Source organism: Proteus sp. G4380 (assembly GCF_963885725.1).
In the GTDB taxonomy this organism is placed as follows: Bacteria; Pseudomonadota; Gammaproteobacteria; order Enterobacterales; family Enterobacteriaceae; genus Proteus; species Proteus mirabilis.
Genome location: NZ_CAWPAV010000070.1, coordinates 20,758 through 41,873, shown reverse-complemented (window position 1 = coordinate 41,873; position 21,116 = coordinate 20,758). Strand labels below are relative to the sequence as shown.

Genomic DNA, 21,116 nt, shown 5'->3' with positions numbered 1-21,116 from the left:
TCAATAATGACACTTAATCAGACTATTTTTATAAACACTTCCTCATTGCCCCTTAACCAACAATCCATCAAAGTTGGACTCTTTGTAACAGAGAGTCCTTATGAACAAACCCATTTCCTTTATAATCTGTTTCACTACCTTATTTATAACGGCTTATACTCCGAAAGAAAAACTTCAGCAACTTGAAACTGAACCTCGCTCGATCATTCTCAATAAAAACATTCAAATAGCACAGCCCGATCTCTATCTAACAACACCAAAAGTTATGCGTTATGATCGCTATCTATTGATAAATATATCTCCAACGTTGGCTCAAAGTGACCCGATCGAACAAATAATTGATGTTCATATCCCAACTTCTCAACAATCCCCTGTTAGTGATGCAATGCGTTATATTTTACAACCGTCGGGATATTCTTTATGTAAGACAACATCGTCTAATCAAGTACTCTATAACCAAAAACTTCCTGTTGTACATCATCAATTAGGGCCTATGCGCTTAAAGCAGGCTTTGCAAGTATTGGCAGGTGTTGCATGGCACTTGAGATTGATGCAGTACAACGAATAATTTGTCATTCATTGCGAGAAGGTTACCAATTACCGACAGAAATACTCACAAACTCAATATTATCAGCGGATAGGATGTTGCAATGAAAATTCAATCTATATTGAATTCTCAATTTTTAGTCTCATTGGGGATTAGCGTGTTGACAGTGTCAACAGAAGGAATGGCGGATCAAAGTCAACATCAAGTTTTAAAAACAGAGCAACAGGCATTAGAACAATCACTAATCGCTGAAAATGCTCAAGAATGGAAATTAACAGAGAAAGAATGGCAATGTTATGAAATGCTAAAAAAGGGGATACGAGGGCTGTTTTCACCGAATTTAGATCCCTTAACTTTATTAGGTATTGAAGCTCGTACTTATGAGGAGCGACGTTATTTTGCTGAATTAGTGGTGAGGCAAGAATTTCAGCGTGTTGAAGCAGAATTAGCCTTTCAGCGAGAGGCGAATCAAGCATGGCTTCGTCTTTATCCTGAAATTTTACCAATTCAAAATGAAATGAGAGAAAGTCGTCAGGCTTTATTTGTAAAAGAAAGTTGTTCTATTTGTGAGGTAAAACTCGCTCAGCTTATCAAACTAAATCAACCTATTGATATCTATTTAGTGGGAAGTGGGGGGAAAGATGATGTGATACGAAATTGGGCTAAAAAACATCATATTCCTATCGAAAAGGTAAAAAATCGCCATATCACATTAAACCATGATAACGGGATATGGCTAAAGCATGGCAATGGAATAATGCCTGTTGTTTTACAACAAGGAACGCAAGGATGGCAAAGAGTCGATTAGTTTTTTTATTTATCTCCATTGTTTATCTTGGTGATAATAGTCGCCGTTGTTGATGGTTTGGTCAGACGTGATTTACGTCGATATGGTGCAGCTTATGAATCTAGTTTTGTTTATCATCATGCTAAGCGAATAATCAAGCCCGCAATTTATATCCTCTGTGTATTGTATTTGTCATTGCCATTTGCAGTTTATCCGAATTTCTTGTTGTTGCCTTCTATCTTTTTGATAGGGATAGCTATTTCTGTGACAATAGGGTGTTTTAAAAAGTATTTGTAGGGATTATTCCTTTTTATTAATTAAGATTAAGATGCGATGGAGTTGCTGATGCCTGAGTTAACAATACGAGAGTGTGGTGAGGAGGCAATTAGATTAACTAATGAGTTATTTCAACAGTCTGAGCAATCTTTTATGGCATATTTATTAAATGAATCAGACTTAGCATGGTGTATTGCAAGTACTAGAAATTTTCCGCCAGAGAGGCAACTTCCTTGGGATCACGCAGGACAAACATTTCAAAATGATAATGGATTTAGCTTTTGTTTTAAGTTTTTAGATATGCAAAATAGGCCTGCTGGAGCCTGCATTTGTGAATATTGCTCTGATAATGTATTGAATATTGAAATGATTCAGAACTTTCAAATTAAATCATCTATTCTTGATGGAAATACGCTTAAGTTTATGCTTTATACCATAGTGTTTTTTCTGTTACTGACACAAGGGACGGGTGTACGGCTCATGTTTCCTATAAATGAAAATGTTGCAACATACTATGTTGAAAAACATGGTTTTCAGGATTTAACTGGTGATGGTTCAAAAGAAATACTTTACCGCTCAGCAGAAGATTTATTAAATTGGTTTGAGCAAAATAACCGCTCAGTTGATAGTGAGTGATTTATGAGCGATACTATAATGCAATCAACATGGCAAACTAAGGAGTTGGGTATGGTAACCAGAAAAGGAAAATCTGTTACGCCTGAGTCTTCGTTTTTCCAAACGCCACACATTATTCAGACTCGAGAAGATGGAAGTACTGTTAGTACTGTTTGTAGTCGTAGTGGAAAAGAAGTGACCTTTGTTACTCCAAAAGGAAAAAGGATCAGAGCATCACAGAATGAAGTTTTTAATACTTTATTGAAATCTATAAAATCAGTAAATCATTCATAAAATAAATAGTTATTGGATACAGAAAAAGAGAGTTTAGACTCTCTTTTTGCATATCTATGGTGTAGCTAGTGGTTTTAATTACAAAATTAATTTCTGATTACTCAAGCTCTTGATATTTTCTTACGGCAACAATGTGTGTTGAAGGATTAGCGACTGCCTAATTGATCTGCTTTAATCAAACAAGACACTTTAATAATGGAATATAATTTAACTATTGAAGTGTTGAATGAAAAAACGAACAAACCGAGTTTATACTCTTGAGTTTAAGCAAGAAGCGGTCGCATTAGTCTCAAAACAAGGTTATAGCGTCTCAAAAGCGGCAGCTTCTTTAGGGATCACCGATAAATTACTTTATAACTGGAAAGCAAAATTCGACGCTGAGCAATCCGGTAGTAGCTTGAATTCCGATGAGAGAGCTGAACTATTAAGGTTTCGAAAAGAAAATAAAGAACTTAGGATGGAGAAAAAAATCCTAAAAAAAGCAGCGCCCTCCAGCTAAAGGAAACCAAGTAACGTTTAAAACGATTAAGCAATTACCTTCTCAGTTTCCCGTGCAGAAGCTCTGTAAGTTAATGAAAATAAGTCGTTCTGCCTACTACGCTTGGCTTAAACGCCCAGCAAAATTGATCACCGCAGAACCAAAGCTATCTTTGAACAGAGTCGAAATAGCTTAGGTTACATAACGTGATATAAACGGTTATGCAAAGAGGGCTTTAGCGTGAGTGCTTATGGCGTTCAAAAGCTAATGGCTCAGCTTGGCCTAGTCGTCACTCAGCGTGTTGCTTACAAAGTCACCACAAAACGCAAACACAGTGATGCGGTAGTCGATAATTTGTTAAATCAAAATGTTAATCCTCACGCACCTAATGAAGTGCGGGCGGGTGATGTGACCTATTTAAAAACAGGGGAGGGCTGGGTGTATTTAGTCATCGTGATGGACTTATACTCACGCCGTATTGCGGGTTGACACATCGATAAACGAATGACGGCAGATTTAGTTGTGCAGAACAATTAGGGCATGCCAGTATTACATCGACATTAGAATACATTGATGAAAGTGTTGATAACTTGCGAGATATACTTGAAGCGGAATTGATGTGATAAGAATAACAAGAGGAGTATCTAGATTTGACAGTGATTAGGAAAGAAAGTAAAAGTGACAAATAAAAAAAACAGCCTTGATATGAGCAAGACTGTTTAGTTTAAGAGTTTTAACATAAAGTGACTGTGCCAAATTATATTATTTTTCAACTCTTGTTTGCCCTCTCAGTGATTTAACTCACTGACGAACAAAATAAATATGGTGCCCGGACTCGGAATCGAACCAAGGACACGGGGATTTTCAATCCCCTGCTCTACCGACTGAGCTATCCGGGCAACGGGGCGTATTAAACCCGATCTCACCGTCTTCGTCAACGTTATTTATCACAAAACTGTTCAATCGCTGTTTTTTTAATCTTATTGATTAATAAAAGACTCTTTTTTTCACAGAATGAGTAAAAAGAGTACTGAAGTGATTTTTGTTGTCGCAGAGCAATAAAGAAAAAATGTAGCGAAGTGAACAAAAGCAGGGTACCGATAACAAAAAAGCTTACCCAAATTGATTGGGTAAGCTTTATTTTTAACCATAATAATGGTTAACGATAGTTACGTTGCGCGGTGCTTACCTTTTCAAGATAACGCCGTGATTGGTCGGCCGGATGTTTATTGCGCAATGTCGTATAAACTTCCGTCGGCGCTAAGTTATTAATCATCGCGGCTGCTTTTTTCTTATCACTATGGAAGATGCGTAACACACTACCCGCACCGCCATTGTAAGCCTGTATCACCGCATAGCGACGAGAAACGGGATCTTTAATGTCACCTAAGTAGCTATTTTGTAATATCGAGATATACGCTGTACCAACATCGATATTATTCGCCGGATCAAATAAGTAACTGCGACTTGGCTGTCCTGATTTACCTTGCATACGAAATACATCTCGTCCGGCTGTTGCTGGCATAATTTGCATTAAGCCTAGTGCATCTGAGCTACTTACCGCATAGGGGTTGAAGCTGGATTCAATTTGCATAATTGCAAGGATCAGGGAAGGTTCAACACCATACTTGGCCGCGGCTTGTTGTACATAAGGTAAGTATTTATGTGCACGTTTATCTAAGTGGTTAGGTACTAAGTTAATAGTGACATACCAAATAGTGTTCAGCCCTGATTGACGTTTTTGTAATTTATTGGCAATTAGATAATCTGCAAATTTATTTGCTCGCCACTCCCAGCGTATAGGCTGCCCTGTATTATCAAGTACTTGTCCTAATAAAAAAGGCTCTGTACTGTGGGGGATATTATTTACATCAGAGTAGAGGTCGATAGAGCCGGGATCTTCTCCCATAAGCAATGTCGTGACAATCGCTTTATGTAATTGGAATTGAGGCGCGTCACCCCCTAGGGTTTCAATAGTGATAGTACCCGCTTCAAAATTAATATGGCTACGAGTTCTATAAGCGTCCGTATATTTTACGTAGTCTTTAGGGCCTGCGATTAATACTTCCTGCATTCCCCAAATCATCTCGATATTATTGGCAAATTGTCCCATTAATATATCGAAGGCATTGGTGTCTTTGCTGTAATCAGGCTCAAAAGTTTTAGTGGGTTTACTACTACATGAGATGAGTAGAGGGGCGATAATCAGCAAGAGAAGGATTTTTTTCATGGTCTATTGCATCGCTCTGGTGAATAAAACTCCAGAGCCGTAATGGCTCTGGAAAATGGATATTATTTTTCAGGTGGTGTGTAGCCGTCAATATGAACATCGTGGCCTTCAAATAAAAATCTTACCATCTCTTGTTCTAATAATTTGCGATCGTCAGGATTCATTGTGTTGAGTTTTTTCTCATTGATAAGCATGGTTTGCTTTGCCATCCATTGACCCCAAGCTTCTTTAGAAATCTCATTGAAAATGCGTTTTCCAAGCTCTCCTGGATATAACTGAAAATCAAGTCCATCCGCTTCTTTATTTAGGAAAGTACAAAAAATAGTTCTACTCATAATAAATCCTCAAATATCGCCGGTATTAGCTTAGACTAATTGTCTAAGTAAATTTTCTACAGGTGCCGCAAGCCCTACGCTTGCCGGGGTTTGTAAGTTATACCAAAGTCCTTGTTGCGCCTCCATCAGAGAGGTAAACGTGGAGAGTTTTACGCAAATTGGTACTATATCTAAATGAAAATGGCTAAAAGTATGTCTAAATGAAATTAATTGCTCAGTTTTATTATTTTCAAGACCATGTTCAGCTAGCCACTGTTCTAAAAGTATTTTTGTTTCAAACTGAGGAAAGGAGAACAGTCCTCCCCATATTCCTGCTGGTGGTCTTTTATCTAACCAGACCAGATTATCATATTGTAAAATAAGAAAATAAGTTGTTTTTTCCGGAATAGCCTTTTTAGGTTTTTTCCCCGGATAATCCGCCCAACTATGGTGAGCATAAGCAATACAACCTGTATTTAAAGGGCAAAGTTCGCATTTTGGTTTTGTTCGCGTACAAACCATTGCCCCTAAATCCATCATTGCTTGATTAAAATATTCAACCCCTTTGGTTGGGGTGACTTGTTCACTGATTTCCCATAATTTATTTTCAACTTCTTTTTTACCCGGCCAACCTTCTACAGCATAACAACGCGCTAAAACACGTTTTACATTGCCATCAAGAATAGGGTAAGGCTTTTTTAGTGATAGCGATAAAATAGCCCCTGCTGTAGAGCGTCCCACACCCGGTAAAGCACAAACGTCCTCAAAGGTATCAGGAAACTGTCCTTGATGCTTATCTACAATGTGTTGTGCCGCCTTATGTAAGTTTCTGGCGCGGGCGTAATAACCTAAACCCGTCCATAAATGTAGCACCTCATCAAGTGGCGCTTTCGCTAATGCGCTAACATTCGGAAAACGCGCAATAAAACGCTCAAAATAAGGGATCACCGTGGCAACTTGAGTTTGTTGTAACATCACCTCAGATAACCAAACGTGATAAGGCGTTTTTTCTTGTTGCCAAGGTAATGTTTTGCGCCCGTATTTGTGATACCAGTCGAGTACGACTTGCGAGAACTGCTGTGCTTCCATCATATTTTATTTTTAACTCAGATCTGTATAAGGGTAAGATTGCACCACAGAGAGCATAAACTGTAAACACCCTTAATATTTATCTTATAGAGTGATGCTTATATAGGTGACTCTTGCTAAAATTGGCTATCTTTGGATAATGTCGCTTAAATGTATACTATAACGACATTATAACGTTATTAAGTTAATAATTGGCCTAACGACTGACAGTATTAGACATGATCAAGAATGTAATTTCTCCGGAATTCAATGAAGAAGGGCGTGCTTTACGACGCGTTCGTAGTTTTGTTCGCCGACAAGGCCGTTTAACTCCTCGTCAGGAACAAGCATTAGAAAAGCAATGGCCTATCTTTGGCATTGAATATCAACCGGAACCTATCGACTTCAGTCAGGTTTTTGGACGTAACGCCCCTGTTGTTTTAGAAATTGGTTTTGGAATGGGCGCTTCGTTGGTGACTATGGCAAAAAATTCGCCAGAAAATAATTACTTTGGTATTGAGGTACATGCCCCCGGTGTAGGTGCTTGCCTTGCCAGTGCACAAGAAGAGAATATCTCAAATCTGCGAGTTATGTGTCATGATGCGATAGAAGTACTCAATCACATGATCCCAGATAATAGTTTACAGATGGTTCAGTTGTTTTTTCCTGATCCATGGCACAAAGCGCGTCATAATAAACGTCGTATTGTGCAAGTACCATTTGCAGAGTTAATTTTAACTAAATTAGCGCCAAACGGTGTTTTCCATATGGCAACAGATTGGGAACCCTATGCAGAACATATGCTTGAAGTTATGACAAGTGTTGATGGATATCAGAACTTATCAGAAACTCAGGATTATGTACCACGACCAGAAACACGCCCCGTGACTAAGTTTGAACAACGCGGTCATCGTTTAGGGCATGGAGTATGGGATCTTATGTTTAAGAGGGTAAAATAATGGCTAAACAACGTAGTCGCCGCTTACGCAAAAAAATGCGTATCGATGAATTTCAGGAATTAGGTTTTTCAGTTAAATGGACGTTCCCAGAAAATACCCCTATTGAGGAGGTCGACAGCTTTGTTGATGACTTTATCCTTAATGTGATAGAGCCAAATGGGCTGGCATTTGATGCGAGTGGTTATCTGAGTTGGGAAGGCCTGATCTGTCTACAAAAAATTGGCAAATGTACCGAAGAGCATCGTCAATTAGTAGAAAACTACTTAAAAGAAAAAAATATGCAAGATGTACAGACCTCTGAACTATTTGACGTTTGGTGGGACTAATAAAAAGTTATACATTTTTAGCAAATAATCACAAGGGCATCCAACAGGATGCCCTTGTCTGTCTAGGGAATCAGCTGTGACTACAACGTTATCTAACGCATTATTGTCAGATATATTGCAACAAATTCGTCCTTTAATTGGGCAAGGAAAAGTAGCAGATTATATTCCTGCTCTCGCTCAAGTACCTGCTAATCAAGTGGCTATGGCCGTGTATACGGTTGATGGTGAGCTTTATCAAGCGGGTATGGCCGATAAACGTTTCTCTATTCAGTCTATATCAAAAGTACTTAGCTTAACCCTTGCGTTAACACGTTATGATGAAAGCGAGATTTGGCAACGAGTAGGCAAAGAGCCTTCAGGATTACCTTTTAATTCGTTGATCCAGTTAGAAATGGAAAAAGGGCTACCACGTAATCCTTTTATCAATGCTGGAGCGATAGTGATTACGGATATGTTGCAATCGCGATTAAGTGCGCCAAAACAGAGAATGTTAGAAGTTATTCGTGCACTGACGAATACAGCTGATATTTGCTATAACACCGTTGTGGCAAAATCAGAGATGGAACATTTAAGTCGCAATGCTGCCATTGCCTATCTGATGAAATCGTTTGATAATTTTGATAATGATGTTATCACCGTATTAGAAACCTATTTTCACTATTGCTCGATTGAAATGAGTTGTGTAGAGCTTGTTCGTTGTTTTAGCTACTTAGCGAATCAAGGAATATGTGTTGGAAGTAAAAATCAGATTATTACGCCAAGACAAGCCCGACAAATAAATGCGTTAATGTTAACTTGTGGTATGTATGATGGTGCGGGAGAGTTTGCTTTCCGTATCGGTATTCCCGGTAAGTCTGGGGTGGGAGGCGGTATTATTGCTGTGGTTCCTGATGCCTTTACCGTAGCAGTATGGTCACCAGAGTTGGATAAATCTGGTAACTCATTGGCGGGGTGTGCTGCCCTTGAATTATTAGCAAACAAAGTAGGGCGCTCAATATTTTAAGTGGCTGTAGCGCCAAGAATGCGCAATGTTAGGTAAAAAAAGTAGTTCAATACGCTTCTAGGAGAGCGATTATGGGATTTAAAAAGTTGGTCGTTGCATTGGTTTTTGTCGCAAGTTCAGCCACTGCTGCACCCAGTTTTGACTGTGCTGTCACGCCAAAAGATGATTTACGTATTACACCTGAATTTGTTGAAGTGGTCGGCTCTAATGGTTTACTTGTTATTTATCCCGATGGCACGTTACTGCGCGATGAAAAGAGCGTCACACTAACCCCTGAGCAACAAGCTATTGCGAAAAAATATCAAGCGACAGTTAGGCAAGATATTCCTTGGTTAAGAAAAGAGACGGGAATTAAATTACAAGAGTCAAGAAAAGTACTGGATAAAGTTGTTATTGAAGCCTTTGGGCAAGATAGCCGTATTTTAAAGCGCTTAAGTGACTTAGAAAAAAATCTTAATCAACAAATGGATACTGTTATTTCGCTCAAGCCTGATAATGTCACATTCCATGCTCAAGCGATTAAACAGGTCGAAACCAAAGGGCGAGAAATAATTGAGAGTAGCCTTGGGGGGATGTTGCAAGATAGCATTAATGAATTAGGTCAAAAACAATTACTAGCTGCTGCGAGTGGTGATAGGAAAAAAGCCTTAAGTGGATTATTAGGTAATCTTGATGGTTTTCAACAAATCATCGAAAAAGAGTGGAAGCAACAAGAAGCTTCATTTAATCAATTTGGGCAGCAGGCATGTAATAAAATCACCCAAATGGAAAACCAACGTGTCGAATTGATAAATTCACTAAACAAATAGCTTTATCCTTACAGTAAATAAGAGTTATAGATTGTTGATTCACAATAGTTGAAAATAACAATGAAAATCATTCTTATTCAATTGACATGTAAAGTAAGCTGTTTAGAATGCCCTGCTTAAGTATTCCACTTAAACAGGGCTAAATTCATGAAAAAGATCCTTGCGTTAGTTACTGCCTCTCTTCTGTCAGTTAGCAGTTTTTCTGCATTAAGTAATACCTCAGTTACATACCAGCCTAATCAAATTGTTGAACAGCAAAATGATAAAGTTGTTATCAAGCACCTATTAGGTGAAACTGCAGTATCTAAAAATCCGTCTAAGGTTGTACTGTTTGATTTTGGTCTATATGACTCTTTAGTTGCATTAGGTTTAGCGGATAAAGTGGTTGGTTTACCATTAGGAAATGCACCTGAATATATTAAAGGGCGTATTGCGAATGATGTGGCTAATGTTGGGGGAATGAAAGCCCCTGATTTTGAGAGACTCGCTGAGCTTAAACCTGATTTAATTATTATTACCGGTCGTCAAGGCGCTTCTTATGAGAAACTCACAAACATTGCCCCCACGATTAATTTAGGTACAAATAGTGCGAATTATCTTGATTCAGTGGAAGCGAATATTCAATTAATAGGTGAATTATTTGATAAGCAACAAGCTACTCAAACACAATTAGCAACATTGAATACCGTGATTGAACAGGCTCAGAAAAAAGCGGCAGGATCAGATAAAAAAGTGTTGGTCTTACTGCACAATGCAGGCAATTTAATGCCCAATAACCAAAGCGTGATTTACGATGTGGTTAAAGCGAAGAAAGCAGAATTACCACCTGTTGCTGAAGAAGAGAAAGGCAAACGTCGCGTGGTTACTTCTGAAATGATCGCCAAAGTAAATCCGGATGTTATTTTTATTATCGATCGCAGTGAAGCCATTGGTGCCGGTAAATTAGAGAAAAACACCTTTGAAAATGATGAAGTGAAAACAACTTCTGCTTATAAAAATGGTGGTATTGTTTATTTGCAATCTGATCTTTGGTATCTCTCTGGTGGTGGATTAGAAAGTCTTACTCAGCAAATTGAAGCGGTGCAAAGTGCACTTTAAAATCAGTGATAATGGTTATAAGCGCCGATAAATAAATTATGCCCATAGTGTAAATGAACAGTATGGGCATTTGTTTATTAACGAAATAAGTGAATTTTCGTATTAAAGAAAGAGTTCAAGTAATGAATTAAGAAACAGTTTACCGTGGGGCGTTATCTGCCAATGGGTTTCTGTTTCACTGATATAACCTAATGCGAGTGCTTCATCAATTTGCCTACGGATAGTCTCTTGTGCAAGCCCCGTGTAGTCGCTAAAATCTTGCCGAGGAAAAGCTTCTAATAACCGAAAGCGGTTCATAAAAAATTCAAATGGACGGTCATCATTATCAACCCAATTTTGCTGGTGAAGATAACGTCCTGCCATAAAACCTTTAGGATGTTTGGTTTTTACCGTTCTCATAATTCGGCCATCGGCAAAACTTATTTTTCCATGAGCACCACAGCCAATACCTAAATAATCCCCAAAACGCCAATAGTTTAGGTTATGTTGACATTGAAAACCTGGCTTACAATAAGCCGATGTTTCATATTGTTGATATCCTGCTGCGGTGAGTAATTTGTCACCTTCAGAAAAAATATCCCATAACATATCATCATCAGGTAATTTAGGCGGACGGGAGCCAAATTGCGTATTGGGTTCAATAGTTAATTGATACCAAGAAAGATGTGGGGGAGATAAAGCGATTGCTTGTTGTAGATCTGAAAGTGCTTGAGATAATGATTGGTCAGGTAAGCCATGCATTAAATCAAGATTAAAGCTACGTAAGCCTAACTCTTTTGCTAGTCTCGCGGCATTTTTAGCTTCATCGGCATCATGAATGCGTCCTAAGCGGATCAGTTTATCATTACCAAAGCTTTGTACACCAATGGATATACGGTTAATTCCCGCACGTTGAAAACCGGCAAATCGTTCAGCTTCAACCGTACCAGGATTGGCTTCCATCGTAATTTCAGCATCAGGAGCAACGGCTATGCGCTCTTTTACGCCATACAGTAAATCAGCCATTGATTCAGCACTTAATAGGCTTGGCGTGCCACCACCAATAAAGATAGTTTGCACTTCACGAGAGCCAACATGAGTAAGATCAGCATCTAAATCATTGAGCAGATGTTGCACATATTCCTGATGTGGAACTTCGCCTTTTAAGGTGTGAGAATTAAAATCACAATAAGGGCATTTTTGTACACACCAAGGAATATGAATATACAAACTTAATGGTGGTAACTTAAGCATTCTTAAGTGCATCCAACATTAGTTTTAGTGCTTTACCACGGTGAGAGTATTGATTTTTTTGCTCTCTGGTTAACTGTGCCGCAGTGCAATTTAGCTCAGGGATAAAGAAAATAGGATCATAACCAAATCCACCATCACCTTGCATTTCTTGAGTTAACACACCTTGCCAAATACCATGGAAAATTAGCGGAGTGGGATCGTTTTCATGGCGTAGATAAACTAACACACAGTTAAACTGAGCTTGACGTTTCTCTGCGGGAACATCTTTCATTGCTTCGAGTAATTTATCTACATTTTGCTGATCGGTTGCCTCAATACCAGCATAACGAGCAGAGTAAATGCCCGGAGCACCACCTAATGCATCAACCGAGATCCCTGAATCATCAGCTATAGCCGGTAAGCCTGTTACTTTGGCAGCATGACGCGCCTTAATTAGTGCGTTTTCTACAAAAGTAAGACCTGTTTCTTCAACTGAGCCAACACCTAGCTCAGTTTGTGCGACAATATCTAAACCAAAATCAGCGAGTAATGAGGCTAACTCTGTTACTTTACCGGGGTTTCCAGTAGCAAGAATCACTTTTTGCATATTATCTTCCTTAGTAAAGTGTCATGGTGATTAGCCACTGTAAAACATCTACACGTAAATAATTAAGGGCATAAAGGATCAGGATAACAATCATGGCTGAGAAATCTAATCCTCCCATTGCCGGAATAACACGGCGAATTGGGGCCATTAAAGGCTCAGTTAATTGGAAGAGCAGATGATCGATAGGATTACGTCCTTGACTGACCCAACTGAGAATTGCACGGATGATAATCATCCAAAAAATAATCTTACCTGCTGCGGTGAGTAATTCAATAAATGCGAAGGGTAGGACTAAAGAAAATGGAATAGCACCACCTGCTCCGGATAAGTAAGAAGGGAGGATAATTTCTAATAACACTAAAACATATGCCAAGATGACCGAAGCAGTATCAATAGAGCCAATAGAGGGGATAATTCTTCTTAATGGACGCACAACAGGTTGGGTAATTTTAACCACAAATTGTGAAAATGGATTATAAAAATCAGCTCTTACACATTGCATCCATACACGAAGTAGTAGCACGGAAATATAGAGTTGAATAAGAGTCAGAATGACGAAATTTAAAAAGTTCATTAGTTGGCCCTGATGAAATTAAAACTGTTTTTCCATTTCTTGCGCTCGTTTAATCGCCGCTTGCATCGCTAAAGCAACATTCTCAGGTAATTTACCTGCATAGAATTGTGCCAATGCTGCAGCTGTTGTGCCACCTTTTGACGTTACTTGTTCACGTAATGTTGAAAAAGGTAAGCTATTTTGTTTTTCAGCTAATGCAGTAGAGCCACTGGCTGCTTGTTGTACAATAGCTCTTGCTACGTCGGCTGAAAAACCTAAGCGCTCGGCTTCTTGTTGCATAGATTCCATAAACAAGAAGAAATAAGCAGGCGCACTACCCGCAACGGCGATAATATCATTGATAGCTGATTCTTGCTCTACCCAAACCGTCGTACCGACGCTTTTCATTAACGCATCAGCAAATTGTTTATCTTCAGGGGTAATAGTGTTTTGAGCAAACATACCGCTTAACCCTTTGCCAACCAGTGCTGGGGTATTTGGCATGATGCGGATCAGTCGTAGCGAAGTGGCTAAATAATCATTATAACGAGAAGCTGGAATACCCGCGGCAATGGTTAGCACTAATTTTTGACTAAAATCGATATGTTGTAATGGCTTACAAACTTCAGCCATCATTTGTGGTTTGACGGCTAATACGATGACATCGGCATTTTCAACAGCACTGATGTTGTCGCAAGTACTCTGTATGGCAAACTCTTTTTCTAAAGGCTCACGTCGAACCTCTGAAGGTGAACTTACCGTAATGTTTTTTGCGGGATAACCACCATTAACCAGTCCTGCAATAATAGCGTGTGCCATATTTCCGGCACCAATAAAAGCGATATTGCGATGTTCCATACTAATTTAACCTCTTTTTTATTTATTGGCGTAATCACGAGCGCCAAAAATGGCCGTTCCAATACGTACCAGTGTTGAGCCACAGGCAATTGCTGCTTCCATATCACCAGTCATTCCCATCGACAATGTATCAATATCGGGGTACTGGTTTTGTAACTGTTTAAATGCTTGATGCATTTTCTCTAGTACCTCGACTTGCTTGTTATAGTCATTTTCTGGGGCAGGAATAGCCATTAGTCCGCGCAGTTTGATCCCTGGCAGAATGGATATTTGTGCAGCAAGGCCATCAAGCTCGGTAAGAGAGATCCCTGATTTACTGTTTTCATCACTAATATTTATTTGGATCAAAACATTGAGTGGCGGTAACGTAGTTGGACGTTGATCACTTAATCTTTGCGCTATTTTTAATCTATCTATGGTATGGCACCAGGCAAAATGTTCAGCAACAAGACGTGTTTTATTGGACTGCAATGGGCCAATAAAGTGCCAAACTAAATTTTTGTTTTCAGCAAAATAGCTAATTTTATCTACACCTTCCTGCACATAGTTTTCACCAAATTCAGTTTGTCCACATGCAATTGCTTTTTCGATATCGCTCACAGGCTTAGTTTTACTAACTGCAAGTAGAGTTATTTTGTCTGGAGAACGCCCGCATTTTTGCGCTGCGGTGTCAATGTGAGACCTGACATTGACGAGATTCTGTTTAATAGTATTCATGGCAACTCAGGAGATAATAAGATGAATATGGAAAAATTAATTATATATAGTGTAAAGCATAATGCTTCCGATCTGCACCTTTGTTGTGGCGATGTGCCACGATTACGGATCAATGGCGTACTTTATCAACAAAATCAATGTAAACCTATTACTTCTGATACGCTACTCAAATGGATAACACCTTATCTGACCACAGCGCAATTGCAATTTTTTGGTAAGGAGGGGCAAGTTGATACGGCGATAACTCTTGCTGAGGGGCAGCGCTTACGAGTGAATTTATTTCGCCAACAATTAGGGATATCCGCAGTACTAAGAGTGATAAATTCACAACTCCCGACATTAACATCACTACGCGCACCAAAATCAATCACTGCATTATTAGATAATGTTTCTAATGGACTCATTTTAGTGACGGGAGCAACAGGGAGTGGTAAATCATCCACATTAGCGGCGATGATTGATTATCTCAATCAGCATAAGCGTCAGCATATTCTTACTTTGGAAGCGCCAATAGAGTTTATTTACACCAATAAGCAAAGCATTATCCAACAACGTGAAATAGGGCGCGATGTACAAAATATAGCGAGTGCAATAAAAGCCGCATTACGTCAAGATCCCGATGTAATTATGCTAGGGGAATTAAGAGATCTAGAAAGTATTAAAATGGCATTAATTGCGGCTGAAACGGGGCATTTAGTACTAGCAACATTACATACGCAAGGCGTTGTTCAAACGTTAGAGCGTGTCACTAATGTATTTTCATCCAATGAACGACAATGGATCTCGGCACAATTAGCTGGAAGCTTAAAAGCAATTATTTCTCAGCAATTGGTTCCAGCAACACAAGGCGGGCGTGTTGCCCTGTTTGAAGTGATGTATATGACGCAGGGGATTGCACATCTGATCAGAGAAGGGAAATATCATCAAGTGACGACATTAATGCAAACTGGGTTTGAATATGGCATGCAAACCTTCACTTTAAGTCGCCAACAACGTCAATATGAAGGTTTGCTCAATGAGCACATCAATGAAGAAAATTAATACTGCCGTTCAAACCAGCTTTCTAAAATAATAACGGCAGAAGTTGCATCAACACTGCCTTTATCTAAAGAGCGATACCCCCCTTGTTCAAAAAGGTGAGCACGGGCTTCTACTGTGCTAAGGCGCTCATCATGTAAGGCGATTTGTACGCCAAAACGTCCATGTAAGCGATTGGCAAATTTTTTGGCTTGAGTAGTTACTAGCTGTTCTGTGCCGTCCATATTAAGAGGCAAACCTACCACCACTAAATCCGGTTGCCATTCTTTAATGATTTTTTCGATTTGACTCCAATCTGGAATACCATCTTTAGCTTTAAAGGAGGCTAATGGCCTTGCTGTCCCTGTAACTTCTTGACCTATTGCGGCTCCAATACTTTTGGTGCCAAAATCAAACCCCATTACCGTTCTATTTGACATTATGCATGACCAGCCGTTGGTGAAATTGTGTGGATATCGATACCAATTAGTTCGGCGGCTTTATGCCAACGCTCTGCAATTGGGGTATCAAAAATGATTTGTGGGATTGCTTCAACGGTAAGCCAACTATTTTCTAAAATTTCTCTCTCAAGCTGGCCTTTTTCCCAACTGGAATATCCTAATGAGACTAAGGTTTTTTCAGGCTGTCTTGCTGTGCCTAATGTTTCTAACACATCTTTTGACGTGGTGATCATGGTGCTATCGCTGATTTTAATACTTGAGCTAAAACCAGAAACAGGGGTGTGTAAGATAAAACCATGCTCTTCCGCTACAGGGCCACCAGACATAACCGGTTTTTGTAAGCTAATCGCACTATCTCTATCTGCTGAGAATATCTCCAACTGCTCTAAGACACTTTCAATAGAGATATCTTCAATTGGCTTATTAATAACTAAACCCATTGCACCGTTTTCATTATGTTCGCAAACATAGACGACCGAGCGTTGAAAGAGCGGATCGCTTAATGATGGCATAGCAATAAGAAAATGGTTGAGTAAATTCATAATAGTAATACTGTTCTCTGATTGTTTTTATTAAAAAACCTAGCCCTATTGATAATGTTTAATATAAGGGCTAGGTAAAGACTTTTAAACCTTAAAACACATCGTTTAAAAATTAGTTTTTCTTGTTAAGGCGAGCTTCAATAGCATCCATTAACATACCTGTAATAGAAACCTCAGGATAAGCTGCTTCAATCTCACGAGCACAAGTCGGGCTTGTAACATTAATTTCCGTTAAACGATCACCAATAACATCTAATCCAACAAAAATAAGGCCTTTTTGTTTTAAGATAGGTGCTACTTGGCGTGCAATTGCCCAATCGCTTTCTGTTAATGGACGCGCTTCTCCACGGCCACCAGCGGCTAAGTTACCACGGGTTTCACCTTTGGCAGGGATACGAGCTAAGCAATAAGGAACCGGCTCTCCATCAACTACCAGAATACGTTTATCACCATCAATAATTTCTGGTAAGAAATTCTGTGCCATACAGAAACGGTGACCGTGCTCTGTTAAGGTTTCGATAATAACACCGACGTTTGGATCATCTTTTTTCAGGCGGAAAATAGAGGCGCCACCCATACCGTCAAGTGGTTTAAAAATCACATCACCATGTTTTTCATGGAAAGCACGAAGATGTTTGGCTTCTCGAGTGACTAATGTATTTGGCGTTAATGAAGGGAACCATGCTGTAAACAGTTTTTCATTACAATCACGTAAGCTTTGTGGTTTATTAACAATTAAAGTCCCCATATCTTCAGCACGTTCAAGAATATAGGTAGCATAGATAAATTCGGTATCGAATGGGGGATCTTTACGCATTAAAATGGTATCAAGGGAGCCTAACGCAATATCTTGCTCTTGACCAAATTCAAACCACTTTTCAGGGTTTTCTTCTACACTTAACAGACGTGTGTGAGCACGGGCTTCACCTTGATTAAGATAAAGATCGTTCATTTCCATATAATGGATTTCCCAACCACGGCGCTGTGCTTCGAGTAACATGGCAAAGCTGGTATCTTTTTTAATTTTGATGGATGAAATAGGATCCATCACAATACCTAATTTAATCATTATTTCTCCTTTATCCCAGATCGCCGAACCGAACCTGCAAAGCGGTGATTGCGGTGAGTGCTGTTGTTTCAGTTCTTAATACACGAGGACCTAATAAAATATCAGTAAAATGGTATTTTGCTGTCATGGCAATTTCTTCAGGGGATAATCCCCCCTCAGGGCCAATTAATAGTCGTACTTTTTTAACTGGAAGTGGCAAGGTATTAATACTTTGGCTTGCTCTAGGGTGTAAATTAAGTTTTAAGCTATCATCCGTTTGGGCACACCACGCCTCTAATGACATCACCGGCATAAGCTGTGGAATTTTATTTCTGCCACATTGTTCACAGGCTGAGATAATAATTTTTTGCCATTGCTGATGCTTTTTTTCTAAACGACTAGGATCTAGTTTAACACCACAACGTTCAGAGATCAGCGGAGTAATAGTGTTAACACCTAATTCAACGGACTTTTGGATAGTAAACTCCATTTTTTCACCACGTGAAAGTACTTGGCCTAAATGGAGATCAAGTGGGGATTCTCTATCATCTATTTGTCCTTCATTAATCTGCACAATCACTGATTTTTTGCTGCTTTCGATAATATCAGCATCAAATACTTGATTGGAGCCATCAAAAAGTGCCAGTTTTTGGCCTTTTGACATTCTTAATACTCGTCCAACGTGATTTGCAGCTTCTTCTGCTAATGAAGTTTGTGTACCTGCACTGAGTGGCTCTGGATGATAAATGCGAGGAATACGCATAACGTGAAACCCTTACGTAAAATGTTAACCATGATAAACAAGATATTGTGATATGCATCATACGCATGCCATTAGCTCATGCAAGTTATCAGGTGGCTTTTTCTATCATTATAGCTGGATTTTATTTGCGAGATTTGTCGTAAAACTTCATGTTTGCAATATGATAAAACAACCATTGCTTGGAAGTAATAGCATTCTATTTTAGAGTCCTAGATTAGGAACTCGCAAATATCAAGGATAGATATTTATGTTATTACCGCAAAACATCATGATTACAATGGCCTTTTTTACCTTTTTAAAAGGGGGTAGCGATTATTTCTCTACCTCTGTTTTAGCACGCCTCTCACCTATTCGTTATCAGCAATTGTGGCAAGTCTATTTAATTATCTGTTTTTATTGGTCTTTTACTATTTCTAATTATTCGTTATTAATATTATTTCTATTGTTTAGTTTTTACCTCTTAACTCTCTCGTTTTTCGATGCAGATTATCTTCAGCTACCTGATAACTTAACTTTTTGGTTACTTTTCTTTGGAATTACGCTTAATTTAACGCCTTATGGCGTGATTTCTTCAACTTGCTCTTTTTATGGCTGTTTAGTCGCAAGCTTGTTTTTTTATAGTATTTATTGGCTCGGTTATTGGATATATCAAGAGACTATTTTGGGGTTGGGTGATGTAAAGCTTTTTAGTGCCATAGGCGCTTGGTGTGGAACAGAACTATTACCTTATATCCTCTTTTTTGCTGCACTATTAGGGATTGTTATTTATATGCTTATTTGGGCTTTTACTAATGTGAAGATAAAGCAGATTGCCTTTGGCTCTTGCCTTGCATTTTCAGCGATAGTTGTTTTAAGAGTAAAGACAATAATAATGTATTAAATAGGCTAATATTTCTTGCTGAATATTAAATAAGAGTGAGGTGTAGAATTTGTCTACACCTTCAAGTCTCTATCATTATTTACTCTATTTTCAGTAAGGTATTACAGCGTTTGTTTTAGAAAAGAAGTCCAACTTTTTGTATCGCCAAAATAATTCTCTACTGGGATCAACTGGTAGGTTTGGTTATCTTCAATACATAGCGTTGGGAAACCACGACCATTTACTTGATGCATTAATTGTTGAGTTTGCTGTATATGTTGAGTTATTTCATACTCATTTACTTGCGTAAATAGCGTCGAAAAAAGGGTGATATCAAACCCGAGTTTTTGTACGATAAAAAATAGCACATCTTTATCACTAATATTTAATCCATCAAGATAATAGGCATCTTGTAACGCTTTTAATAACATGACATCTCTATCGCCCATTTTTCTTGCTACCAATATCGCTGCAATTGGCATCAGTGAGTTTAATGTCATCTCTGTATTGGCGAGGTTATCACGGTATTGCTGGCTAAAAATTTGTCCCGATAACTGGCTAATACGTTCATCGATAGGGGTAACATGCTCTTTCCATGCATCGCCCCCTGTCACTTTTCTTGTCGGGGTAAATAATCCCCCACCATGTAGTGTTAGTACATGTGGGTATTCGTGACTCACTACTTCAATAAGTGGGGCAATGCCGTAGCACCACCCACAAAGTGGATCGTAAATATAGTGCAGCTTTTTGGTGCTATTTTCTTGGTTCACATGGCTTACTGAGGCCATTTCATCTCTCCTTTAAGGACTTTTGCGCTAAGCTCTAAACTCGATTTATCTGCTAAGTCAGGATAACTTTTTTCCATCGCCGCAATAAATTGTTCTGAGTTTTGAGTTTCAGCGAGTTTAATTTCTGCCTCTTTAAGGTAATTCATTGTGAAATCAACAGAACGCATATCATAATTGCTTTTTGGAACATAATGTCCTGGAATAACCGTTTTAGGTGATAACGTTTTAATCTGTTGTAACGCTTCTAGCCAATATTGGCGTTGTGCTTTAGATTGAGTATCTGCTAGCCACACATGAATATTTTCAGACAGTATTACCCCACCCATAATAGCATTCAGTTTTGGCACATAAACATAGGTTCTTTCTGGAGATTGGCTATCTAATCCTTTGATATAGAGTTTTTCACCTTCAAGAGAAAAACTATCACCAGTAACGACTTCAGGAATGATAACTTTTTTAGGGGCATTGTCTTTGAGGACAGGCCCCCAGTAGGCAAGTTTTCCTGCTTGGGTTTCATTAATGATTTTGACGGTGGGAGCTGAGGCAATCACTTTAGCATTTGGAAATGCTTCAGTAATGACATCTAACCCAAAATAAAAATCGGGATCAGAATGGCTGATATAGATATAAGTTAAGTTTTTCCCTGATGCTTTAATTTTATCGACTAAGGCTTGAGCATCATTTTTTTGGAATTGAGCATCGATTAAGACAGCATCTTTATCACCATAAATGATTTCAGATGAAACAGGGAATACACTGGCATCACCGGGATTGTAGATATCTAATGTTAACTCTGCTGCCATAACAGAAGTGGCGAAAAACGCAGTAGTTGCAAGTGTTAAAGGAAGTAATTTTTTCATCTTTATTTTCTCCATCATGTTGATGCG

27 protein-coding genes, 1 tRNA gene and 1 pseudogene are annotated in these 21,116 nt (G+C 38.8%); 14 read left to right on the top strand and 15 right to left on the bottom strand.

Annotation, left to right across the window (positions count from 1 at the left end):
* The first annotated feature begins 100 nt into the window (after positions 1 to 100).
* From pilL2 to AACU98_RS06235, 7 genes and pseudogenes are all read left to right on the top strand, one after another.
* The gene (gene pilL2 / locus AACU98_RS06265) at positions 101 to 568 is read left to right on the top strand and encodes a PFGI-1 class ICE element type IV pilus protein PilL2 (protein ID WP_409553906.1); all 468 of its coding nucleotides are present in this window, start codon (positions 101 to 103) and stop codon (positions 566 to 568) included.
* A gap of 82 nt (positions 569 to 650) precedes the next feature.
* Positions 651 to 1,355, top strand: coding sequence for a TIGR03759 family integrating conjugative element protein (locus AACU98_RS06260; RefSeq protein WP_161735697.1), 705 nt, complete (start codon positions 651 to 653; stop codon positions 1,353 to 1,355).
* 15 nt (positions 1,356 to 1,370) lie between these two features.
* Positions 1,371 to 1,631 (top strand): annotated as a pseudogene (locus AACU98_RS06255) (TIGR03747 family integrating conjugative element membrane protein); the annotation flags it as partial.
* 48 nt (positions 1,632 to 1,679) lie between these two features.
* A complete protein-coding gene (locus tag AACU98_RS06250) occupies positions 1,680 to 2,246 on the top strand; it encodes a hypothetical protein (protein WP_237611758.1) in 567 nt (188 codons plus the stop codon).
* Between the two features lie 3 nt (positions 2,247 to 2,249).
* Positions 2,250 to 2,519, top strand: a complete 270-nt coding sequence (locus AACU98_RS06245; RefSeq protein ID WP_004244841.1) for a hypothetical protein — start codon at positions 2,250 to 2,252, stop codon at positions 2,517 to 2,519.
* Positions 2,520 to 2,745: 226 nt separating this feature from the next.
* Positions 2,746 to 3,018 carry a transposase gene (locus AACU98_RS06240; protein WP_036972209.1) on the top strand — a complete coding sequence of 91 codons (273 nt, stop codon included), beginning with the start codon at positions 2,746 to 2,748 and terminating at the stop codon, positions 3,016 to 3,018.
* A 219-nt stretch (positions 3,019 to 3,237) separates the two neighbouring features.
* On the top strand, positions 3,238 to 3,486 hold the full coding sequence (locus AACU98_RS06235) for an IS3 family transposase (protein WP_004247373.1): 249 nt from the start codon (positions 3,238 to 3,240) through the stop codon (positions 3,484 to 3,486).
* A gap of 334 nt (positions 3,487 to 3,820) precedes the next feature.
* Here the strand turns inward: AACU98_RS06235 and AACU98_RS06230 are convergent.
* From AACU98_RS06230 to mutY, 4 genes are all read right to left on the bottom strand, one after another.
* A tRNA-Phe gene (locus AACU98_RS06230) sits at positions 3,821 to 3,896 on the bottom strand.
* A gap of 260 nt (positions 3,897 to 4,156) precedes the next feature.
* Positions 4,157 to 5,227, bottom strand: coding sequence for a membrane-bound lytic murein transglycosylase MltC (gene mltC / locus AACU98_RS06225; RefSeq protein ID WP_004244838.1), 1,071 nt, complete (start codon positions 5,225 to 5,227; stop codon positions 4,157 to 4,159).
* A gap of 62 nt (positions 5,228 to 5,289) precedes the next feature.
* Positions 5,290 to 5,562 (bottom strand): oxidative damage protection protein, encoded by a 273-nt coding sequence (locus AACU98_RS06220; protein ID WP_004244837.1) that lies wholly within the window; start codon positions 5,560 to 5,562, stop codon positions 5,290 to 5,292.
* Between the two features lie 30 nt (positions 5,563 to 5,592).
* The gene (gene mutY, locus AACU98_RS06215) at positions 5,593 to 6,633 is read right to left on the bottom strand and encodes an A/G-specific adenine glycosylase (RefSeq protein WP_161735696.1); all 1,041 of its coding nucleotides are present in this window, start codon (positions 6,631 to 6,633) and stop codon (positions 5,593 to 5,595) included.
* A 215-nt stretch (positions 6,634 to 6,848) separates the two neighbouring features.
* Here mutY and trmB point away from each other — a divergent pair, with 215 nt between their 5' ends.
* The 5 genes from trmB to AACU98_RS06190 all read left to right on the top strand — a co-directional run bounded on the left by trmB (position 6,849) and on the right by AACU98_RS06190 (position 10,804).
* Positions 6,849 to 7,568 carry a tRNA (guanosine(46)-N7)-methyltransferase TrmB gene (trmB, locus tag AACU98_RS06210; RefSeq protein WP_004244835.1) on the top strand — a complete coding sequence of 240 codons (720 nt, stop codon included), beginning with the start codon at positions 6,849 to 6,851 and terminating at the stop codon, positions 7,566 to 7,568.
* A complete protein-coding gene (locus AACU98_RS06205) occupies positions 7,568 to 7,894 on the top strand; it encodes a YggL family protein (RefSeq protein ID WP_004244834.1) in 327 nt (108 codons plus the stop codon). Before trmB ends, AACU98_RS06205 begins: the two co-directional genes overlap by 1 nt.
* A gap of 76 nt (positions 7,895 to 7,970) precedes the next feature.
* Complete coding sequence (glsB, locus tag AACU98_RS06200) at positions 7,971 to 8,897, top strand: glutaminase B (protein WP_161735694.1); 927 nt, start codon at positions 7,971 to 7,973, stop codon at positions 8,895 to 8,897.
* A 71-nt stretch (positions 8,898 to 8,968) separates the two neighbouring features.
* Positions 8,969 to 9,706, top strand: coding sequence for a YggN family protein (locus tag AACU98_RS06195; RefSeq protein WP_049211312.1), 738 nt, complete (start codon positions 8,969 to 8,971; stop codon positions 9,704 to 9,706).
* A gap of 147 nt (positions 9,707 to 9,853) precedes the next feature.
* Entirely contained in the window at positions 9,854 to 10,804 is a 951-nt protein-coding gene (locus AACU98_RS06190; RefSeq protein ID WP_012367557.1) for a siderophore ABC transporter substrate-binding protein, read from the top strand.
* A gap of 102 nt (positions 10,805 to 10,906) precedes the next feature.
* On the opposite strand, the gene hemW is transcribed toward AACU98_RS06190, so the two are convergent.
* The 5 genes from hemW to AACU98_RS06165 are packed head-to-tail and all read right to left on the bottom strand — an operon-like array spanning position 10,907 to position 14,751.
* The gene (hemW, locus tag AACU98_RS06185) at positions 10,907 to 12,037 is read right to left on the bottom strand and encodes a radical SAM family heme chaperone HemW (RefSeq protein WP_004244830.1); all 1,131 of its coding nucleotides are present in this window, start codon (positions 12,035 to 12,037) and stop codon (positions 10,907 to 10,909) included.
* Entirely contained in the window at positions 12,030 to 12,623 is a 594-nt protein-coding gene (rdgB, locus tag AACU98_RS06180; protein ID WP_161735692.1) for an RdgB/HAM1 family non-canonical purine NTP pyrophosphatase, read from the bottom strand. Before rdgB ends, hemW begins: the two co-directional genes overlap by 8 nt.
* Positions 12,624 to 12,633: 10 nt before the next feature.
* Positions 12,634 to 13,197 (bottom strand): YggT family protein, encoded by a 564-nt coding sequence (locus AACU98_RS06175; RefSeq protein WP_004244828.1) that lies wholly within the window; start codon positions 13,195 to 13,197, stop codon positions 12,634 to 12,636.
* 18 nt (positions 13,198 to 13,215) lie between these two features.
* Positions 13,216 to 14,034, bottom strand: coding sequence for a pyrroline-5-carboxylate reductase (gene proC / locus AACU98_RS06170; protein ID WP_004252280.1), 819 nt, complete (start codon positions 14,032 to 14,034; stop codon positions 13,216 to 13,218).
* An 18-nt stretch (positions 14,035 to 14,052) separates the two neighbouring features.
* Positions 14,053 to 14,751 carry a YggS family pyridoxal phosphate-dependent enzyme gene (locus AACU98_RS06165; protein ID WP_161735690.1) on the bottom strand — a complete coding sequence of 233 codons (699 nt, stop codon included), beginning with the start codon at positions 14,749 to 14,751 and terminating at the stop codon, positions 14,053 to 14,055.
* Between the two features lie 21 nt (positions 14,752 to 14,772).
* On the opposite strand from AACU98_RS06165, the gene AACU98_RS06160 reads away from it, so the two are divergent.
* Positions 14,773 to 15,792 (top strand): type IV pilus twitching motility protein PilT, encoded by a 1,020-nt coding sequence (locus AACU98_RS06160; RefSeq protein WP_161735688.1) that lies wholly within the window; start codon positions 14,773 to 14,775, stop codon positions 15,790 to 15,792.
* Here the strand turns inward: AACU98_RS06160 and ruvX are convergent.
* From ruvX to rsmE, 4 genes are all read right to left on the bottom strand, one after another.
* Positions 15,789 to 16,208 carry a Holliday junction resolvase RuvX gene (ruvX, locus tag AACU98_RS06155; RefSeq protein ID WP_004247382.1) on the bottom strand — a complete coding sequence of 140 codons (420 nt, stop codon included), beginning with the start codon at positions 16,206 to 16,208 and terminating at the stop codon, positions 15,789 to 15,791. The genes AACU98_RS06160 and ruvX overlap by 4 nt on opposite strands.
* Positions 16,208 to 16,771 carry a YqgE/AlgH family protein gene (locus AACU98_RS06150; RefSeq protein WP_049210105.1) on the bottom strand — a complete coding sequence of 188 codons (564 nt, stop codon included), beginning with the start codon at positions 16,769 to 16,771 and terminating at the stop codon, positions 16,208 to 16,210. The genes ruvX and AACU98_RS06150 overlap by 1 nt, the downstream gene beginning before the upstream one ends.
* A 112-nt stretch (positions 16,772 to 16,883) precedes the next feature.
* Positions 16,884 to 17,840, bottom strand: a complete 957-nt coding sequence (gshB, locus tag AACU98_RS06145; protein ID WP_049211316.1) for a glutathione synthase — start codon at positions 17,838 to 17,840, stop codon at positions 16,884 to 16,886.
* Between the two features lie 10 nt (positions 17,841 to 17,850).
* Positions 17,851 to 18,582 carry a 16S rRNA (uracil(1498)-N(3))-methyltransferase gene (rsmE, locus tag AACU98_RS06140; protein ID WP_017827572.1) on the bottom strand — a complete coding sequence of 244 codons (732 nt, stop codon included), beginning with the start codon at positions 18,580 to 18,582 and terminating at the stop codon, positions 17,851 to 17,853.
* A gap of 247 nt (positions 18,583 to 18,829) precedes the next feature.
* Here rsmE and AACU98_RS06135 point away from each other — a divergent pair, with 247 nt between their 5' ends.
* The gene (locus AACU98_RS06135; RefSeq protein WP_017827571.1) at positions 18,830 to 19,462 is read left to right on the top strand and encodes a prepilin peptidase; all 633 of its coding nucleotides are present in this window, start codon (positions 18,830 to 18,832) and stop codon (positions 19,460 to 19,462) included.
* Positions 19,463 to 19,563: 101 nt separating this feature from the next.
* Here AACU98_RS06135 and AACU98_RS06130 read toward each other — a convergent pair whose 3' ends face one another.
* Both AACU98_RS06130 and AACU98_RS06125 read right to left on the bottom strand, forming a co-directional pair.
* A complete protein-coding gene (locus AACU98_RS06130; RefSeq protein WP_017827570.1) occupies positions 19,564 to 20,229 on the bottom strand; it encodes a DsbA family protein in 666 nt (221 codons plus the stop codon).
* A complete protein-coding gene (locus tag AACU98_RS06125; protein WP_237612032.1) occupies positions 20,217 to 21,089 on the bottom strand; it encodes an MBL fold metallo-hydrolase in 873 nt (290 codons plus the stop codon). The genes AACU98_RS06130 and AACU98_RS06125 overlap by 13 nt, the downstream gene beginning before the upstream one ends.
* Positions 21,090 to 21,116 lie beyond the last annotated feature (27 nt).

Excerpts from the sequence above, each read along its gene's own strand:
- pilL2 (WP_409553906.1), top strand. The coding sequence starts at position 101 with ATGAACAAACCCATTTCCTTTATAATCTGTTTCACTACCTTATTTATA.
- AACU98_RS06260 (WP_161735697.1), top strand. The coding sequence starts at position 651 with ATGAAAATTCAATCTATATTGAATTCTCAATTTTTAGTCTCATTGGGG.
- AACU98_RS06250 (WP_237611758.1), top strand. The coding sequence starts at position 1,680 with ATGCCTGAGTTAACAATACGAGAGTGTGGTGAGGAGGCAATTAGATTA.
- AACU98_RS06245 (WP_004244841.1), top strand. The coding sequence starts at position 2,250 with ATGAGCGATACTATAATGCAATCAACATGGCAAACTAAGGAGTTGGGT.
- AACU98_RS06240 (WP_036972209.1), top strand. The coding sequence starts at position 2,746 with ATGAAAAAACGAACAAACCGAGTTTATACTCTTGAGTTTAAGCAAGAA.
- mltC (WP_004244838.1), bottom strand. The coding sequence starts at position 5,227 with ATGAAAAAAATCCTTCTCTTGCTGATTATCGCCCCTCTACTCATCTCA.
- AACU98_RS06220 (WP_004244837.1), bottom strand. The coding sequence starts at position 5,562 with ATGAGTAGAACTATTTTTTGTACTTTCCTAAATAAAGAAGCGGATGGA.
- mutY (WP_161735696.1), bottom strand. The coding sequence starts at position 6,633 with ATGATGGAAGCACAGCAGTTCTCGCAAGTCGTACTCGACTGGTATCAC.
- trmB (WP_004244835.1), top strand. The coding sequence starts at position 6,849 with ATGATCAAGAATGTAATTTCTCCGGAATTCAATGAAGAAGGGCGTGCT.
- AACU98_RS06205 (WP_004244834.1), top strand. The coding sequence starts at position 7,568 with ATGGCTAAACAACGTAGTCGCCGCTTACGCAAAAAAATGCGTATCGAT.
- AACU98_RS06195 (WP_049211312.1), top strand. The coding sequence starts at position 8,969 with ATGGGATTTAAAAAGTTGGTCGTTGCATTGGTTTTTGTCGCAAGTTCA.
- AACU98_RS06190 (WP_012367557.1), top strand. The coding sequence starts at position 9,854 with ATGAAAAAGATCCTTGCGTTAGTTACTGCCTCTCTTCTGTCAGTTAGC.
- hemW (WP_004244830.1), bottom strand. The coding sequence starts at position 12,037 with ATGCTTAAGTTACCACCATTAAGTTTGTATATTCATATTCCTTGGTGT.
- rdgB (WP_161735692.1), bottom strand. The coding sequence starts at position 12,623 with ATGCAAAAAGTGATTCTTGCTACTGGAAACCCCGGTAAAGTAACAGAG.
- AACU98_RS06175 (WP_004244828.1), bottom strand. The coding sequence starts at position 13,197 with ATGAACTTTTTAAATTTCGTCATTCTGACTCTTATTCAACTCTATATT.
- proC (WP_004252280.1), bottom strand. The coding sequence starts at position 14,034 with ATGGAACATCGCAATATCGCTTTTATTGGTGCCGGAAATATGGCACAC.
- AACU98_RS06165 (WP_161735690.1), bottom strand. The coding sequence starts at position 14,751 with ATGAATACTATTAAACAGAATCTCGTCAATGTCAGGTCTCACATTGAC.
- AACU98_RS06160 (WP_161735688.1), top strand. The coding sequence starts at position 14,773 with ATGAATATGGAAAAATTAATTATATATAGTGTAAAGCATAATGCTTCC.
- ruvX (WP_004247382.1), bottom strand. The coding sequence starts at position 16,208 with ATGTCAAATAGAACGGTAATGGGGTTTGATTTTGGCACCAAAAGTATT.
- AACU98_RS06150 (WP_049210105.1), bottom strand. The coding sequence starts at position 16,771 with ATGAATTTACTCAACCATTTTCTTATTGCTATGCCATCATTAAGCGAT.
- gshB (WP_049211316.1), bottom strand. The coding sequence starts at position 17,840 with ATGATTAAATTAGGTATTGTGATGGATCCTATTTCATCCATCAAAATT.
- rsmE (WP_017827572.1), bottom strand. The coding sequence starts at position 18,582 with ATGCGTATTCCTCGCATTTATCATCCAGAGCCACTCAGTGCAGGTACA.
- AACU98_RS06135 (WP_017827571.1), top strand. The coding sequence starts at position 18,830 with ATGTTATTACCGCAAAACATCATGATTACAATGGCCTTTTTTACCTTT.
- AACU98_RS06130 (WP_017827570.1), bottom strand. The coding sequence starts at position 20,229 with ATGGCCTCAGTAAGCCATGTGAACCAAGAAAATAGCACCAAAAAGCTG.
- AACU98_RS06125 (WP_237612032.1), bottom strand. The coding sequence starts at position 21,089 with ATGAAAAAATTACTTCCTTTAACACTTGCAACTACTGCGTTTTTCGCC.